This is a genomic window from Clostridium sp. 2218st1_F5_2218SCRN_220325 (genome assembly GCF_039062665.1).
In the GTDB taxonomy this organism is placed as follows: Bacteria; Bacillota; Clostridia; order Peptostreptococcales; family Peptostreptococcaceae; genus Intestinibacter.
This window is the reverse complement of the sequence record NZ_JBCLNH010000019.1, coordinates 17,635-34,054: the sequence shown is the minus strand read 5'-3', so window position 1 is coordinate 34,054 and position 16,420 is coordinate 17,635. Positions and strand designations below refer to the sequence as shown.

18 protein-coding genes are annotated in these 16,420 nt (G+C 27.4%); 12 read left to right on the top strand and 6 right to left on the bottom strand.

Annotated elements, in window-relative coordinates; all coding sequences use genetic code 11:
* Positions 1-496: 496 nt before the first annotated feature.
* A complete protein-coding gene (locus ABCM86_RS11225) occupies positions 497-1,609 on the bottom strand; it encodes a site-specific integrase (protein WP_337814682.1) in 1,113 nt (370 codons plus the stop codon).
* Between the two features lie 458 nt (positions 1,610-2,067).
* On the opposite strand from ABCM86_RS11225, the gene ABCM86_RS11220 reads away from it, so the two are divergent.
* From ABCM86_RS11220 to ABCM86_RS11200, 5 genes are all read left to right on the top strand, one after another.
* The gene (locus ABCM86_RS11220; RefSeq protein WP_295575915.1) at positions 2,068-2,268 is read left to right on the top strand and encodes a hypothetical protein; all 201 of its coding nucleotides are present in this window, start codon (positions 2,068-2,070) and stop codon (positions 2,266-2,268) included.
* Between the two features lie 120 nt (positions 2,269-2,388).
* The gene (locus tag ABCM86_RS11215) at positions 2,389-2,943 is read left to right on the top strand and encodes a GNAT family N-acetyltransferase (RefSeq protein WP_343004025.1); all 555 of its coding nucleotides are present in this window, start codon (positions 2,389-2,391) and stop codon (positions 2,941-2,943) included.
* Between the two features lie 90 nt (positions 2,944-3,033).
* The gene (locus ABCM86_RS11210; RefSeq protein ID WP_195931327.1) at positions 3,034-3,372 is read left to right on the top strand and encodes a Fe-S cluster assembly protein HesB; all 339 of its coding nucleotides are present in this window, start codon (positions 3,034-3,036) and stop codon (positions 3,370-3,372) included.
* Between the two features lie 232 nt (positions 3,373-3,604).
* Positions 3,605-4,249, top strand: coding sequence for a tRNA (guanosine(46)-N7)-methyltransferase TrmB (gene trmB / locus ABCM86_RS11205; protein WP_195931798.1), 645 nt, complete (start codon positions 3,605-3,607; stop codon positions 4,247-4,249).
* Between the two features lie 152 nt (positions 4,250-4,401).
* Positions 4,402-5,175 carry a hypothetical protein gene (locus tag ABCM86_RS11200; RefSeq protein ID WP_195931797.1) on the top strand — a complete coding sequence of 258 codons (774 nt, stop codon included), beginning with the start codon at positions 4,402-4,404 and terminating at the stop codon, positions 5,173-5,175.
* A gap of 212 nt (positions 5,176-5,387) precedes the next feature.
* Here ABCM86_RS11200 and ABCM86_RS11195 read toward each other — a convergent pair whose 3' ends face one another.
* The gene (locus ABCM86_RS11195) at positions 5,388-5,669 is read right to left on the bottom strand and encodes a hypothetical protein (protein ID WP_195931796.1); all 282 of its coding nucleotides are present in this window, start codon (positions 5,667-5,669) and stop codon (positions 5,388-5,390) included.
* A 210-nt stretch (positions 5,670-5,879) separates the two neighbouring features.
* Between ABCM86_RS11195 and ABCM86_RS11190 the strand changes: the two genes are divergently transcribed.
* Entirely contained in the window at positions 5,880-6,383 is a 504-nt protein-coding gene (locus ABCM86_RS11190; protein WP_195931795.1) for a hypothetical protein, read from the top strand.
* A gap of 89 nt (positions 6,384-6,472) precedes the next feature.
* Here ABCM86_RS11190 and ABCM86_RS11185 read toward each other — a convergent pair whose 3' ends face one another.
* A complete protein-coding gene (locus tag ABCM86_RS11185) occupies positions 6,473-6,823 on the bottom strand; it encodes a PH domain-containing protein (RefSeq protein WP_295575903.1) in 351 nt (116 codons plus the stop codon).
* A gap of 409 nt (positions 6,824-7,232) precedes the next feature.
* Between ABCM86_RS11185 and ABCM86_RS11180 the strand changes: the two genes are divergently transcribed.
* Positions 7,233-7,493 carry a stage V sporulation protein S gene (locus tag ABCM86_RS11180; RefSeq protein ID WP_195931899.1) on the top strand — a complete coding sequence of 87 codons (261 nt, stop codon included), beginning with the start codon at positions 7,233-7,235 and terminating at the stop codon, positions 7,491-7,493.
* Between the two features lie 67 nt (positions 7,494-7,560).
* Here ABCM86_RS11180 and ABCM86_RS11175 read toward each other — a convergent pair whose 3' ends face one another.
* Positions 7,561-8,358: an SDR family oxidoreductase gene (locus ABCM86_RS11175; RefSeq protein WP_343004024.1), complete on the bottom strand. Its 798-nt coding sequence runs from the start codon at positions 8,356-8,358 to the stop codon at positions 7,561-7,563.
* Between the two features lie 246 nt (positions 8,359-8,604).
* Between ABCM86_RS11175 and ahpC the strand changes: the two genes are divergently transcribed.
* From ahpC to alr, 3 genes are all read left to right on the top strand, one after another.
* Positions 8,605-9,168, top strand: a complete 564-nt coding sequence (ahpC, locus tag ABCM86_RS11170) for an alkyl hydroperoxide reductase subunit C (protein WP_343004022.1) — start codon at positions 8,605-8,607, stop codon at positions 9,166-9,168.
* Between the two features lie 193 nt (positions 9,169-9,361).
* Positions 9,362-9,943, top strand: coding sequence for a thymidine kinase (locus ABCM86_RS11165; RefSeq protein WP_195931897.1), 582 nt, complete (start codon positions 9,362-9,364; stop codon positions 9,941-9,943).
* Positions 9,944-11,320: 1,377 nt separating this feature from the next.
* Positions 11,321-12,472, top strand: a complete 1,152-nt coding sequence (gene alr, locus ABCM86_RS11160) for an alanine racemase (RefSeq protein WP_343004021.1) — start codon at positions 11,321-11,323, stop codon at positions 12,470-12,472.
* A gap of 455 nt (positions 12,473-12,927) precedes the next feature.
* Here alr and ABCM86_RS11155 read toward each other — a convergent pair whose 3' ends face one another.
* Positions 12,928-13,290, bottom strand: a complete 363-nt coding sequence (locus ABCM86_RS11155; protein ID WP_195930901.1) for a C-GCAxxG-C-C family (seleno)protein — start codon at positions 13,288-13,290, stop codon at positions 12,928-12,930.
* A gap of 202 nt (positions 13,291-13,492) precedes the next feature.
* On the opposite strand from ABCM86_RS11155, the gene ABCM86_RS11150 reads away from it, so the two are divergent.
* Together ABCM86_RS11150 and lexA are read left to right on the top strand one after the other, a co-directional pair.
* Positions 13,493-14,758, top strand: coding sequence for a tyrosine-type recombinase/integrase (locus ABCM86_RS11150; RefSeq protein ID WP_343004020.1), 1,266 nt, complete (start codon positions 13,493-13,495; stop codon positions 14,756-14,758).
* A gap of 202 nt (positions 14,759-14,960) precedes the next feature.
* Positions 14,961-15,602, top strand: coding sequence for a transcriptional repressor LexA (lexA, locus tag ABCM86_RS11145; RefSeq protein WP_195930902.1), 642 nt, complete (start codon positions 14,961-14,963; stop codon positions 15,600-15,602).
* A 361-nt stretch (positions 15,603-15,963) separates the two neighbouring features.
* On the opposite strand, the gene ABCM86_RS11140 is transcribed toward lexA, so the two are convergent.
* Entirely contained in the window at positions 15,964-16,371 is a 408-nt protein-coding gene (locus tag ABCM86_RS11140) for a hypothetical protein (RefSeq protein ID WP_343004019.1), read from the bottom strand.
* Positions 16,372-16,420: the final 49 nt, after the last annotated feature.

Sequence of the window (16,420 nt, the reverse complement as noted above, 5' to 3'; positions counted from 1 at the left end):
TAAACTTACAGACAAGTAAATATATTAATTGTATTTTTAAAACGCCTTAAAATCGATTTAAAAAGGTTCGATTTTTGCGTTTTTAAAAAAGTTGCACTGTGTAATTTGGCTAATAAAAAATTTATCGCAACTTTTTTATTTTGCGTTACTATCTAAACTTTTGAATTTATCGTTTTATTAATAGTTTCTAATAATCCTTTTTATAATTAAGTACTTTTCTTTTATTTGTATATTTTTTCTATCTACCTTATTTTAAAACTATTTTATTATATTGAAATTTTCGACAAACCTAGTGATTTAATAGTTGTAGTTTACATAATTTCATTATAGGTAACTATTTTATATTTTTAAAATAGAATTTTGAATAAAAGGCTTTAAAATAAAATTTTAAGGCGTTAAAGTGTATATATAATAATAAATATAAAAGCCACTAGTAAAACCCCTTAAAAAGGCGTATACGAAGTGGCTTTTTTCTGACTTTTGATTCGATTTTTAATTAACCTAATTTAAATATACTTTCTGAAATTTTTTCTGAAGCTTCTTGATCCATTTCTTTAAGAGTGTGAGAATATATATTTAGAGTTGTATTTACATTTGAATGACCAACTCTCTCTGAAATAACTTTTATAGGTACTTTTGCATTTATAAGTAAAGTTACATGTGAATGTCTTAAATCGTGGAAGCGTATATGCTTTAAGTTGTGTTTCTTTAAAAAGCGACTAAACTTCTTGCTCAATACATCTTCGGCTATAGGATTTTCATTTTTATCAAAAAATAATAAATTACAATCCTTTATTTTACCTTGAAGTTTATCTTGCAGATACTTTCTTTTATAATCTTTAAGCATAGCCATAACTTCTCTCGGCGTGGAGATAGTCCTTCTAGAAGACTCTGTTTTTGGCTCTTTTAATATAACTTTGCCGCTTTCTCTAGCTGTGATTTTATCTATTGTTATAGTATTTTCCACAAAATCTATATCGCTCCAGCTAAGTCCTAGAACTTCTGATATACGAAGTCCAAGCCCGATAGCTAAATTTATAGGCAATTCTAAGTCTGTATTTTTTATGGTTTCTAATAATTTTGCTATATCTTTTTGGTCGTAAACTTCACTTTTAAACTTAGTGTTCTTTGGTACTTCGATGCAATCTACTATATCGTATTTTACAAGTTTTAATTTATAAGCTCTTTTTAAAGCTAAATTAAGTATATTTATATGTATTTTTATCGTCTGTGGACTCAAAATTCCGACTAAATCATCTACGTAATTTTGTATATGAATAGGTCTTAAATCGTTTAATTTTATACTTCCAAGTATAGGATTTATATATTTTTTGCATATCCTAACGTAACAATTATATGTAGTAATCGATAAATTTGCTTTGTATTTTTCCAAGAAATCCATTAGATATTTTTCTAATTTTACGTTTGTCGGAATAGCTAAATCGTCGTTATAAATCTCTTCTTTAAGTTCGTTTAATCTCTTAGATGCATCTCTTTTTAGGGGATAAGATCCCATATTTTTTTGTTTCTTTTTGCCTGTTGTCTCGTCTGTATATTCTAAATATACGATGTAATTTTTGCTTCTTTTTCGTATAAAAGCATAACTCATATTATCCCCTCCCATAGTAATTTTTATGTTTAAAAACTTGTATAAAGTCTAAAAAAATAAAAATAATTCTATAAATATTTTATCATAAAACCATAAAAAAATCAGTAAAAAAGCTGACATTTTACTGACATAAGTTGTTTTTGATATGTAATAAATGTTGGAATTTAGCCAATTTCTCAAAAACGGCATAAAAGTATATATTTTATGCCACAAAGCATATAACTTATAAAAAGTGAGTCGAAAACTTCCATACACTTTACTTCAAAATCCACCTCCAAAAGTCCCATCCACCAAAATAACTCGAGAAAATCCATCAAAGAAAATCCCTAAAATAAAGAAAGTAATTTATCACAAAAAGAGGAAATATAAAAGACAAAGTCGAAAATATATTTAAGTAAGAATAGCATATAATTTATCTTACAAAATCATAAAAACAATAAATTCAAGGGGGATAAAAAATGGATTTTAATCAATACTTAGGCAAAACAATCAGGGTAGAATTAGATGAAGGAAAAGCAATTTCAGGTGTATGTTCTAAAGTAATAGAAGCTTCTAAAAGTCCCGTAAATGAAAATATAATTTCCATAACTATAATGGATACTATGGATATAGATATACTAGAAAGCGAGATTAAAAAAATAGATTTATTTACATGGTAAAGTCAACAAAACTTTAACTACACTATATGTTTTTTCATAGATTATATTATGAACTCCTTACTCTAGATAATACTAAGAGATTATATAAGGTTTCAAATATTTATAGAGGGAGAGCTTTATATGTATCCTCAAATGGAAATTTTAGAAACTATACACTGTATATTAAGACCAATTACTTTAGACGATACACAAGATCTATTCGAATATTATAGTATACCTGCTGTAGTTAAATATTTACCCATCAAAGTACACAAAAGTATATCTGACACTCGCAGATTTATAAAGTCATATTTTATAAACAACTACCAAAAAGGCAAGGTAAGTCATTATGCAGTTGTTTTAAAAACACAAAACAAAGTTATAGGAAATGTAGGATTTAATAATATATATCCAACTGACAAAAATGGAGAAATAGGCATATGTATAAATCCAGATTATTGGGGCCATAATCTTTCTTTTGAACTTGCACAAGTATTGGTAGATTATGCTTTTAAAAAATTAAATTTAGATTATGTATACGCGATAACTTACGACGATAACATTTATTCAAAAAGCGCCTTAGTTCAACTACGCTTTATTTACGAATCTAATTTTAAGAAAAGAATAAAAAATTTAAATAATAAAATTGTAAAATGCAATAAGTTCGTATTATATAAAGAAAACTACACAAAATAAAATGAAAAGTGAATTTCTAAAAAATATACCGAAAATCATCAAAGTATTGTATACTTAATATATGTAATAATTATAGAAAGGAATGATAACATGAAAGTTCAAGCACCAGAAAGTGCATTAAATGTACTAAGAGACATATTAGCAAATAATCAAGACAAACCACAAAACGTAAGAGTTTACTTTGCAGGTTTCGCTTGTTCAGGAGCAGTATTTTCACTTGCTTTAGATGAAGAATTAATGTCAGATACATCTTATGACTTAGACGGAATACATTTTATAATGGATGACAACGAATACTTAACTTACGGTAACGTTACAATATCTGAAATACCACCACAAGGATTCGTTGTATCAGTAGACAATCCACCACAAAGAGATGACGGATACTCTGAGTGCGGTAGCGGTTGCAGTGGTTGCAGCGGTTGCTAATAAATAGTTAAATTTTAAAATAGAAGCTCGCCTTTGGCGGGCTTTTATTTATGTGTAAATTTTATCCAGCAAGTTATTTTTTAAATAAATATTTTAATATATTAAAAAACTATGATAAAATTAATAAGCATAAAATAAGCATTTCTATATACATAATAAATAATATAATTATAGAAATACAAAATTATTATTAAGGAGGAAATGCCGCTTAAACTAAGCGACAGGAATTAATTTGAGAAGAAGAAGAAAAAAAGGTGCAGATATAAAACTATTAAGTTACACTGATTATGTAATAAGAGAAAATATAGAAGATTTAAAAGGGAAGTGGAGCGAAAAGTTCCAAAACAACAACCCAATCCATGTAGAGTTCGGTACAGGTCGTGGTAAATTCATAACAACTTTAGCAAAACAAAACCCAGATATAAACTATATAGCTATGGAAATAAAAGAAGAAGTTTTATTAAAAGGTGTTGAAAAAGCAGCTGAAGCTAATTTAAATAATATTGTATTTTTATGGTCAGATGTTTCAAATATATTAGACTACTTCGATAAAGGCGAAATATCTAGAATATACATCAACTTCTGTGATCCATGGCCTAAGAAAAGATGGGCTAAAAGAAGATTACTTCATAGAAGCTTCTTAGATAAATACGCTACTATATTAGAAGATAAAGGCGAAATACACTTCAAAACTGATAACGTAGGTTTATTTGAGTTCTCATTAAACGAAGTAGCAGATTGCAATTGGAAATTAAAAAACATATCATTAGACTTAGCTAATAATGATGAGTTTGAAAATGTGACTACAGAGTACGAAGATAAATTTATGTCACAAAATATAAAAATACATCGTTTAGAAGCAGTAAAACCTCTATAATTATTGAATCCTATATAAAATAGTAGAAATTATTGTTACGAAAGTGCCGGCTATTTACAAGGATTGTTGATAATAACAATAGAAAATAATTAATATATTTTAACTGAAAGGAGGAAACTGTCATATAGAGTTTATTATGGCAGTGAATTAGTATGAAATATATTAAACTTTGTTCTATTATATTATTATCGATAATTCTAAGTATAGCCGGCACTTTTTATATACCTTCTGCTTTAAACCAAGTATGCGCTATAAATAAAAATAAAGCTTTATCAGACAAAGAGCTTCAAAAGTTATTTCCAGATGCCAACTTTAGAAATACGATAACTAGAAACTTTAAGCACCAAGAAATAACATTAAACAAAATAGCTTCTTTATCCGGTGAATTAAATGCAAACAACGAAAATATAGAAGATTTAACAGGAATATCATATCTCGAAAATATAGATAGCTTTATATTTTGGAATAATAATATAAAACAAGTCCCAGAAGAAATACTAAAACTAAAAAAAATAAAATCCATCAACCTAGCCAACAACTACATAACAGATTCTACTGTAATAAATCAACTAATACAAAATAACGTAGATGTAAACTCCGACTTAAACTTTATAAAACAAGGTCAAAATCAATATATGCTTTGTCCAAAATACAATAAACTCACACTAAAGCAAGGTGACACTATATCAGTCAACAAACTAATATATAAATACATAGACTCATACGAAAAGTATTGGGAGGTAACTAAGGAAATCTCCACAAATGCATCATTTATGGTATCAATAGACGATAGTAAAGTAGTAAACCTAGAAAAAGATACAGTTCTAAAAGCTCAATCTAAAGGAAACTGTACTATAAAAATATCAATAGACGACAATTACTATCCAAGATCCACAACAACTATAAATATAGAAGTAAAAAAATAAATAAAAATTCGCTTCGCTCATATCGCCAACGACTTCGTCCGTTGCTTAAAATTCGCTTCGCTTATGGCGCCAACGACTTCGTCCGTTGCTTAAAATTCACTTCGCTCATGGCGCCAACGAGTCGTAGATTACGTTACTTAAGTTAATAAGTTAGAAAATAAAAAGACTAATCATTTGTATTTAACTAATGATTAGTCTTTTTTTATAGTAATTTATCTCTTTTTTAATTTACCTTTTTTCCCTCTTGTAAGTGTAGTTCCAACCAAGATAACTACATAGTAAAAAATATATAAAAACATCTTTACATTATCTGCTTCAAAGCCAAACACTTCTTTGGCGTCATTTGGCATAACTATTATAAGTGAGGCTATCAATATAAGTAGGGGATTTATTAGAATTTGCCTCTCTGAAGTCAGTAATAATATGTTGCCAATCCACCCTATAGAAAGACAAAGAAATACTATCTTAAAAATAAATTCAAAATTGTCAAACATAAATTCATCCTTTCAAGTCTCAATTATTCTAAATAATAAATTATATTATTTTTTCATATCACACTAATATATAGTTTATAATAAATTATATAACGTTTTAAATAAAATATAAATATTTTTAAGATAAATTTAATACATATATATATTACAAATTCAGCATATATTTAATTATAACAGATAGGTTTCTTTCTTAAAGGAGGTGAGATTTATATGTATGCACAAGCTTTTGGAGCTATTTTAGGACTTATTATATGTTTATATGAGTATGTTTATGGCGACTTTGTTGTAATGGGCAATATACCTACTTCAAATTTAAACATATTGAGTTTGATTTGTGGTTATACATTATACCCACTATGTATAACATTATTTTTTATGAGTTTTGCACTGAATATATATAAAGAAAAACAAAGTACATATCAAAAATTAGATAAGATAAATAAGATAGTAGCCCATTTTGCAGCAGGTATAGGTCTTTTAGGATGCAAATACTACTTTATTATTCCATGTCTCTTAATACTACATAAGTATTATATGGAGGTTTTGTTTGAAGGGGATTTAAATAAAAAGACAGAAGCTCAAAAGCAACAAGAGATAATCTGGCTTTTAAACAACAACTTCGGAAAACATATAATCGTCAAATTATTAAATGTATCATATGAAGAAGTAGAGATATTAAATCTTATGTATTGTAAAAAGAAAAAATATTTATAATTTTAAAAAGCCTTCATATAGAGTTAAATATCTATTTAAAGGCTTTTAGTTTGTATATATACTTAAATACTTCTATATAAGTATAATATTTATAAAATTCTTTGCTTTTTAGACATTATATAAGCTACTTCTAATATATCCCCACCTGTTATATTAGTAATCTTGACTCTATCTCCATTATATTTAAATATAATATATTTATTTTTATAATCATCTTCTTTAACATTAAAAGATGTGATTAGTTTATATTCAAAATCGTGTACTACAGATAAATCCCTTCCTTTATATTTACAAAATAAAACTCTTTTATTCGTCACTAATAAAACCCCGTCTTGATCTACTATAGTAAAATCAATAAAGCTCTTTAAGTTGCAATTTAAAGAAGCTAATATATCTTCATCTTCCTCAAGAACAGATATTGTAAAATCTAAATTCCCCATCTTTTTCCTCCCTAGTATACTAAATAATTTTATATTTTTTATATTATTAATTATAGATGATATTTTTTAAAAAATCTTGAATTTAATACATAAATATATAGACCTTAATTTTTTAATATTTATAAGTATAATTTGAAACAATGTATTTGTTTTTAAAATCAATATAAAGTCCTTTCGACATAAAACACACTAAAATTTTATTAATTTCAATAAAATATAGCATTAGATTTATTTTTTTAGTCAAAATGCAATTTAATTGTAAAAACACAAAATAAATTAAATATATTTGTTGTTTTTATTTTGATTTATTTTAAAAGGATTTTAATAAATCTTATAGAAATATATAATAAATCGAATATTTAGATTTAGTACTTAAAAAATAATTAAAAATTTGGAGGGGGACATGAGAGTGGAAGTATTAAAAGTTTCATCAAAATCTAATCCTAATTCTGTAGCTGGGGCTTTAGCAGGAGTACTAAGAGAAAGAGGTAATGCTGAGATACAAGCAATAGGAGCAGGAGCTTTAAATCAAGCTATAAAAGCCATAGCAATTGCAAGAGGTTTTGTTGCACCTAGTGGTATGGATCTTGTATGTGTACCAGCATTTACTGATATAGACATAGATGGAGATCAAAAGACTGCTATAAAATTGATTATAGAACCTAGATAATGGTTTTATAAAAAATTGTGGGATTAAAAATAAATAAGAAAGCAGCTCAAGTAAATGAGCTGCTTTTTTATTCTTGCATCTTTCTTCCCACATAGTCGGCGTATTGTGGAGTTCCAAGGTGGTATCCACCAGAAACCTCAAGTATTGAACCTGTTATGTATGAAGAGTTTTCGCTAGCGAAGAAGAATACAGCATTTGCGATATCTTCTGGAGTTCCCATTCTATTTAGTGGAACATGTGATAAAAATGATTTTTGGAATTGTTCATCCATCGAGCGACTTACAGCATCTGTAGCTGTCATACCTGGAAGAACAGCATTACATCTTATATTGTATTTTGCATATTCCATAGCTATTTGTTGAGTTATGTTGTTTACTGCTGATTTTGATACTCCATATCCAATTCTAGATATATCTGGCACAGTACCGCTTATAGAAGATATATTTACTATACTGCCGCCTCTGTTGTTTTCAATCATATAAGGTATAACTAATTTAGATATTCTAAATACGCTACCTACATTTAATTCTAATAATCTGAAGAATGATTCTTCATCCGTATTTATTAAATCATGGTCCTTTTCTGGATTACCAGTACCATAATTATTTACTAATATGTCGATTTTACCTTCTTTTTGTATAACTTCATCAACCATTGATTTGTAGCTATCTACATTAAATGCATCAAAAAATACAGGTTTCATATTTAAATCAGCATAATTATCGCATATCTCTTGAGTTGCGTCTAATCTTCTTACTCCCATATAGACTGTTGCACCTTCTCGTGCTAATTTTAGCGCGCATGCAAGACCTATCCCTCTAGTTGCAGATGTTACTATGGCAACTTTATTATTTAAAGCTTTCATGTCAAACCTCCTGAAGTCCGTTTTATATTATATTATTAGATATACTATATTATTAATAAGTTTATCTATATTTTTTCAATAATATCTATTTTACCCAATTTTATATGTTTTTAAATAATAATTAATATTTCTAAAAATAATTTTTGAATTTATGTTTAAAATATAAATCATGAGGTATATATAATTGTATAACGAAAATGATTTTCAATATCATTTATTTATATTAAAATTAAGGAGGACACATAAATGTCATTAATAAACAAAAAAGTTTCAGATTTTAATGTTCAAGCATATCAAGATGGTAGTTTTAAAGAAGTTACATTAGAAGATGTAAAAGGTCATTGGTCAGTATTTGTATTTTATCCAGCAGACTTCACATTCGTTTGCCCAACTGAATTAGGTGATTTAGCAGATAACTACGAAAAATTCAAAGAAATAAACTGTGAAATTTATTCAGTATCTACAGATAGTCACTTTGTACATAAAGCATGGGCTGATGCTTCAGATACAATAGGTAAAATTAAATATCCAATGTTAGCAGACCCAACAGGAAAATTAACTAGAGATTTTGATGTAATGATAGAAGAAGATGGCATGGCTCTTAGAGGTACTTTTGTAATAAATCCAGAAGGCGAAATAAAAGCTTATGAAGTTCACGATAACGGAATAGGTAGAAACGCTGCTGAATTACTTAGAAAAGTGCACGCAGCTCAATTTGTAGCAGAACACGGAGATCAAGTTTGCCCTGCGAGATGGACTCCAGGAGCTGAAACTTTATCACCGAGTTTAGATTTAGTAGGTAAATTATAATAGATAAATTTAAACATTTAAGTATAGATACTTATCTATATTACTATCTATATAAGTTTATATATAAATCCAACAATTTAAATATACTATAAAATCCAAAGGATTTAATCCCTTGGATTTTATTTTGTCTAAATTAATGTTATAATAATTATCTTGGGATTAATAAAATGGATATATACCACGAGGAGGATTTATGACTAAATTGATATTTTGCTACGGAGCAATGAATTCAGGCAAAAGTATGCAACTTCTTACATGGAAATACAATTATGAAGAAGCTGGATATAAAGTACTTTTATATAAACCTGCAATGGATACTAGAGGGAGTTTTAAAGATAGTAACAACAAAGGCGTAATATCTTCAAGAGTAGGCCTAGAAGCTGATTGTACTCTTGTTTGTGAAGATGAAGCTTTTTATAAATATTTAGACGAAATAAACGACTCTAAAACTATAATAATGGTCGACGAAGCTCAATTTTTAACACAAAAACAAGTAAGAGAATTATACGAAATCTCTCTTAAATATACAGTAGTTTGCTTCGGATTAAAAACAGACTTTAGACAATGCTTCTTTGAAGGAAGTAAAGCATTATTTGAATTAGCTGACGATATTAGAGAGTTAAAAACAGTTTGTGCATGTGGCAAAAAGGCAACAATAAACGCACGCATAAACGAAAACGGAGAAATACTTCTAGACGGAGAACAAATCGAAATAGGCGGTAATGAAAGATATAAGTCTATGTGTAAACATTGCTTTGAGACAAATAAAAAGTAGGGTAGAGAGGTAAGGTTGTAAATCTCTTTAAAATACAGAAAAATAACCACAGGTTTTTGCTTGTGGTTATTTTAGTTTATATAATTTTACGAGGGTGATTTTTTATAGTTTTATAGAATGTAGATTTAATTGACAAAATTTTAATTGGTATTATAGAAGCTCAACTTAACTTATATTTTCGTTAGATAACTAACAATATATTTTTTTTGAAAATAGAGAAGTGGTATATATTTAGGGATCTAAAACAAAATAGACTATATAATGCTATCTTTTATTTTGAATTATTTAATATTAATTTTTATATTATTTCTATCTTGTGTCTTGAAATATTAAATATAAAAGATGTTTTTAGGTGTTTTTAAATTTATATAGAATTTATAGCTTTTAAAAATACTTAAAAACTCTAGAGACAATCTCAAAAAATTGATTAACTTAAAAATACATCGAAAATGGTATTTTCGATGATTATCAGTTATCTATAACTATTCCTCAAATGTAGATTTAGGGAATAATTAGATATGATTTATATCCTCCTCTGTGTTTATATCAAACTGTATATTCTATCTATAAATGAGTCCTTTTTTCTAGTTGTAAAAGAATCCCTAATAACAATTTCATTACTATTTGAATTCAATTGAAATTTATGTTTTTTTCTTTATCATGTGTTAATATTTCTTCAATTCTACTAATTATTTGCTGACTACTTTCTAAAATAGATTCCACAATAATCACTCCTTTTAATTTATACAATGAAAAATATTATCTACTTTCACTGTAATCACTCCTTTTAATTTATACAATGAAAAATATTATCTACTTTCACTGTATTATAAAAAAGATATATTTTCTTACTTTTTAATCTATTTACTCTATTTATATAAAAAAATCTTTCATTATAAATCCATATTTACTATAATAAATATCTAAAATAAAACAAAGGAGATTATCATGTTATTTATATTTTACTTAATATCAATAAACACACTTCTCTTCTGTCTAATGTGTATAGACAAAAAAAGAGCCATCAAAAATCAATTTAGAATTTCAGAAAAAACGCTTTTAACCTTAGCCTTTATGGGAGGTTCATTCAGCATTCTCTTATCTATGAGATTAATTCACCACAAGGGCAAAAAGTTTAAAAACCTAATACCTATTTTGACTATAGAGAACTTCTTTTTATTATTTTTAACATATAAGATCTTATTTTCATAAATATTTATAATTCTACCATTCTTTTGTGAAATTTTATTTGAAGTAAACACTTATGAATGATAAAATAAAAAAATATATAATATAAAATATAAACTTAAATAAATTTTATTTAAATATTTAAAAATCAACATCAAATATTAAAATATGAAAGAAGGTATTTTAAATATGAAAAGAGGAACTTGGGCAGAAATCAATTTAAATAATATAAAACACAACTTCCACTCGCTAAAAAACACATTAGAACCTGATACAAGGGTTTGTTGCGTTGTAAAGGCAGATGCTTATGGCCATGGAGCTGTTGAAGTTGCAAAAATGTTACAACAAGAAAAAGTAGATTATTTTTCAGTAGCTAGGTTTGAAGAATCTATCGAACTTAGAAACAACAACATCCATACTCCTATTCTTTGTATGGGTTATATATCTGAATGTGATATAGAAGAAGCTATACATAGATATATTGGGATAACTGTGTATTCTTATGAAATGGCTAAAATGATAAACGAAAAGGCCGAAAAGTTAGGCAAAAAAGCTAGTATACATATAAAATTAGATACTGGTATGAGCAGACTTGGATTTGTAACAGATGAAAATAATATAGAAACTACTATAGAAGATATTTTAAAACTTAGTGAGATGAAAAACTTAAATTTAGACGGTATATACACTCATTTCGCTACTGCTGATGAAACTGACAAAAAAGAAACTTATTTACAATTAGAAAGATATAAAAAAGTTATATCTGCTTTAGATAAAGCTAATGTAAATATAATCTTTAAACATGTATCAAACACAGCTGCTATCATAGATTTAAAAGAACTAGGATTTAATATGGTACGTCTTGGTATAGGTTTGTATGGATGCTATCCATCTGATGAAGTTTCTAAAAATACGAAGCTAAAACCTGCTATGGCACTTAAGACTATAATAACAAACATAAAAACAGTATCTCCTGGCACAAAAGTAAGCTATGGATATACTTATGAGTTTAAAGAAGAGTCTAAATTAGCTACACTTGCTATAGGATATGCTGATGGATTTGATAGAACACAAAATAGCCCTAAAGTAATGATAAACGGCGTTTTATGTGATGTTGTCGGAAGAATATGCATGGATCAATGTATGGTTAAAATCCCAGAAAATTTATCTGTAAATATAGAAGACGAAGTTTTAATAATGGGAGATGAAGCTGAAGTTACACCAGAGGACTTAGCTTCTAGACGTGGAACTATTAATTATGAAGTATTATGCAGCGTTTCTAGAAGGGTTTCTAGAGATTATATCTTAGGTGATAATACTTATAGTAAATGTTATTTATAAAATATGAGTTATTAAATAAACAAATTAAAGTATATTAAATTTTAAAGGCAGTTAATGTATAATGTTAACTGCCTTTAAATATTTTTAAGATAAACCACAATCACAAACAAACCCTTCATCTCATTTTAACGGAGTTGAAGAATATGCACTAATAACATCTGGCGAGCTAACTTTACTTATGGATGGAAATGAATATAGCGCAAAAGAAGGCGAGGTAATACACTTTAAAGGCAATAAGCTTCATAGTTATATAAATAATACTGACTCTACTTCAAAAGCCTTTATTTTAATGTTCTATTAATTAAATAATAAACTAATTAATAGCCTAATATCAAATACATATACATCTATATAATATCTATATTTTGAAAGAAATATTAAAGGTCTATATATTAACTTAATAAATTAATATATAGACCTCTTATTTCGTAAATTTATATTTGAGCTTACAATATCTATTTACTTAATAACTCTTTTAAAGCTTCATATGAATGATCAATTATCTCTTCACAACTCACTTTATTTTGTTTAAGCTCTAGACAAATTTCAGAGTCGAAGTTCTCTCTTATATTCTTCATTAACTCTCTTGAATAAGCTCTAGCTACATTGATATCTTGGTTGCTTTCTCTCCCCTTTACATATCCAATTATCATTGCTGCAGCATTTACAGCACCACATAAGCTTCCTACAGACATCCCAGTACCCATTGCACTCCCAAGTGCTATCGGTATATCTGTATTATGTTCCTCGTTATATGATTTTATTAATGCTTCAGCACAATTATATCCTTGACTATGATAAACTGATGGTTCTGTCATTTTACTCTCCTTTATATAATTATTATTATGCAAAATATATTATACACCTATAATTTATTTTGTCTATGACTTTATCACATTTCATAATTTTATTTACACAATATTTATATTTGAAGTAAACTATTTTCAATGATAGAATAATAGAAAATATAAATACATATATTTAATTCAAATTAAAACATTACTTATTGGAGGTAGTAAATTGAGTGATAAAAAAGAATTAAAAATAAGCAACAAATCAGATAAGCCGGATAATATCGTACTTAGAGACCATTTGCTAATCGAAAAGGCTATAAAATACGAAAAGAGACTGCCTTCTTTTATGAAAGATTACTTTGTATATTTAAAAGGTTCTGTTGCAGTTTCGACAAGAGCAGCTTATTTAGAAGATATTATATTCTTCTGCGACTATATAGTAAGTGAAAGCGGACTTACAGATAAAGATGATATAAAAGACTTGACTATAGAAGACTTTAAAAATATAAAATCAAGAGATATAAATTTATTCTTAGGCGATTTCTGCCCTAGATACTATAAAGAAAGAGAAGATCACACATTTGTATATGAAAACAACAATAGAGCTTTAGCTAGAAAAAAATCATCTCTCTCTACCCTATTTAAATTCTTATATAGAAATGAGCAGCTACCTACTAACATAACAGATGGATTTAATCCTATAAAGCTTCCTAAACCCCAACCAGACGCTATAAAGAGACTTGACATTGATGAAGTTATGATAATGTTAGAAGCTGTTGAAAGCGGCAAGGGCTTAACAGATAAAGAAAAAGTATATTGGGAAAAGACAAAACTGCGTGACAAGGCTATACTCGCTTTATTTGTCACATATGGACTTAGATTAAACGAGCTTCGTGAGCTAAATATATCTTCGTTTAATTTTTCAAGGGGCGAATTTAAAATATATAGAAAACGTGGCAAAGAAGTTTTAATGCCGATAAATAAGACTTGTGAAACTGTAGTAATAGATTATATAAATTGTGAAAGACCAAAGTCAGACGATTTAGATGAAGAAGTTAAAGATGCGTTATTTTTATCATTACAGAAAAAACGACTTACATCGAGGGCAATAAGACAGCTTGTTAAGAAGTATACTTCTATTTGTATGAATACATCTCGTGACAAGGGCTATTCCCCTCACAAGCTGAGAGCAACAGCCGCTACTTCTCTAATTCAATCTGGATTTTCTATATACGATGTAAAGGCGTTATTAGACCACGACAACGTGACAACGACCCAACTATACGCTGCACACAAGAAAAACATAAAACGCGATATAGTTAATAATTTTGAGTGGTTAGACGAAGAACCTCAAGATATTACTTTAGAAGATATTCAAGTTGATAATGATTTAGGACACATTGGAAATTCTCTAGATGATAAAGCTTATGATAAATCATATGACCAAGATAATAGCAATCAGGATAATAGCGATAAAGATAAATCCGAATAAATAATATATATCTATATATACGATATTATTTAGATCATCTGATGAGCAACTTATAGATAATACTTATAGATAATTTAGATTATAAAAATTGTTAAAAATCAGAACAAATGTTTGTATAAAAAAAAACATTATGGTACAATATAATAAAGTAAAGTCAAAGTATAGATAACTTTACAAATAAACAAGGAAATGAGTGATTTTAATGAGTTCAAGTGAATTATCTAACAAGCAACTCATGATTCTAGAGTTTATTAAGGAACAACTTCTAGCCAAAGGTTATCCGCCTTCAGTTAGAGAAATATGTCAAGCAGTAGGACTTAAGTCTACTTCTACAGTACATTCTCACTTAAATAAACTTGAAAAATTAGGATATATAAGACGTGACCCTACAAAACCTAGAGCTATAGAAATACTAGACGGTGGTAATGTATTTGCAAACAATAACAATACTGTAATGCAAGAGATGATCAATTTACCTCTAGTAGGTCAAGTAACCGCTGGAGAACCAATCCTTGCTCAACAAAACATCCAAGAATATATACCATTACCAGCACAACTTATCAAAGGTACTGACACATTCTTACTAAAAGTAAAAGGTGAAAGTATGATAAATGCCGGTATTTTAGATAACGACTATGTAGTAGTAGATAAAGGCGCTACAGCTTCTAACTCACAAATAGTAGTAGCTTTAGTAAATAAAGAATCTGCTACTGTAAAGAGATTTTTCAAAGAAGGCAACAACGTTAGACTTCAACCTGAAAATGACTTTATGGACCCTATCATTTTAAACGAAAGAGATGTTGAAATTGTTGGAACTGTTACAGGAGTATTTAGAGTATTTTAATGCGAAATGAGATAAAGCTTACTTAATATATTTAGTAGGCTTTATTTTTATATTGTCTATATTTATGCCCCTATATTAAGGTAAACAATGTAATATATAGTCTATTTTCACAAACTTTCCAATGCGTTTTTATAAAAAAATTCGTCGAAGTGTTAAAAATTCCCGGGATTATAATTTTACACCTTACAAAAACATTCACACATCAACGAACAATATAAAATATCATTTTAGTGATTTATATAATTAAAACAATAAAATAAGTGACTTCTAAATTACAACGAACTTATTAACCACTTTAAATATTAATTTTTATAAAATAAAACTTTTAATTCATGCATTGTATTTTTACTTGCTATTCATTTTATATATCATCTGTATCTATAAATTCATTGTTATACTGATCTGTAACTATTATATGAACTTTTGTACTATATCCACTATTTTTTAGCAAAGATTCGATTCCTTTTTGCTCTTCATCTATTATTTTAACGATTTCATCATAATCTTCTTTCATATCTAAAACACTTTCCTTTGGATTATTTATATATATAACTAAAGTATTAGTATTTCTATTTAAGCTAACATTTGTTTTAGTATAATCATTTTCCTTTTCTTTGAAGTGTTGTGTTATACTATCTATAATATTCTGACTTGGCATTTCTTCACTTTGTTTTTTAAAATTATATGAACTAGTTGCTGCAATACCAACTACTATTCCTATTACTAAAACACTAATTATAATTATAAATAATTTTTTATTTACTTTCATTTATATGCCCCCTTATAATCTTATGATTAAGCTGAATTTATACAATGCA

Coding starts and splice junctions, on each gene's coding strand:
- ABCM86_RS11225 (WP_337814682.1), bottom strand. CDS start 1,609: ATGAGTTATGCTTTTATACGAAAAAGAAGCAAAAATTACATCGTATAT.
- ABCM86_RS11215 (WP_343004025.1), top strand. CDS start 2,389: ATGTATCCTCAAATGGAAATTTTAGAAACTATACACTGTATATTAAGA.
- ABCM86_RS11140 (WP_343004019.1), bottom strand. CDS start 16,371: ATGAAAGTAAATAAAAAATTATTTATAATTATAATTAGTGTTTTAGTA.
- ABCM86_RS11210 (WP_195931327.1), top strand. CDS start 3,034: ATGAAAGTTCAAGCACCAGAAAGTGCATTAAATGTACTAAGAGACATA.
- ABCM86_RS11200 (WP_195931797.1), top strand. CDS start 4,402: ATGAAATATATTAAACTTTGTTCTATTATATTATTATCGATAATTCTA.
- ABCM86_RS11175 (WP_343004024.1), bottom strand. CDS start 8,358: ATGAAAGCTTTAAATAATAAAGTTGCCATAGTAACATCTGCAACTAGA.
- ABCM86_RS11185 (WP_295575903.1), bottom strand. CDS start 6,823: ATGGGGAATTTAGATTTTACAATATCTGTTCTTGAGGAAGATGAAGAT.
- lexA (WP_195930902.1), top strand. CDS start 14,961: ATGAGTTCAAGTGAATTATCTAACAAGCAACTCATGATTCTAGAGTTT.
- ABCM86_RS11190 (WP_195931795.1), top strand. CDS start 5,880: ATGTATGCACAAGCTTTTGGAGCTATTTTAGGACTTATTATATGTTTA.
- ahpC (WP_343004022.1), top strand. CDS start 8,605: ATGTCATTAATAAACAAAAAAGTTTCAGATTTTAATGTTCAAGCATAT.
- alr (WP_343004021.1), top strand. CDS start 11,321: ATGAAAAGAGGAACTTGGGCAGAAATCAATTTAAATAATATAAAACAC.
- ABCM86_RS11165 (WP_195931897.1), top strand. CDS start 9,362: ATGACTAAATTGATATTTTGCTACGGAGCAATGAATTCAGGCAAAAGT.
- ABCM86_RS11220 (WP_295575915.1), top strand. CDS start 2,068: ATGGATTTTAATCAATACTTAGGCAAAACAATCAGGGTAGAATTAGAT.
- ABCM86_RS11155 (WP_195930901.1), bottom strand. CDS start 13,290: ATGACAGAACCATCAGTTTATCATAGTCAAGGATATAATTGTGCTGAA.
- ABCM86_RS11195 (WP_195931796.1), bottom strand. CDS start 5,669: ATGTTTGACAATTTTGAATTTATTTTTAAGATAGTATTTCTTTGTCTT.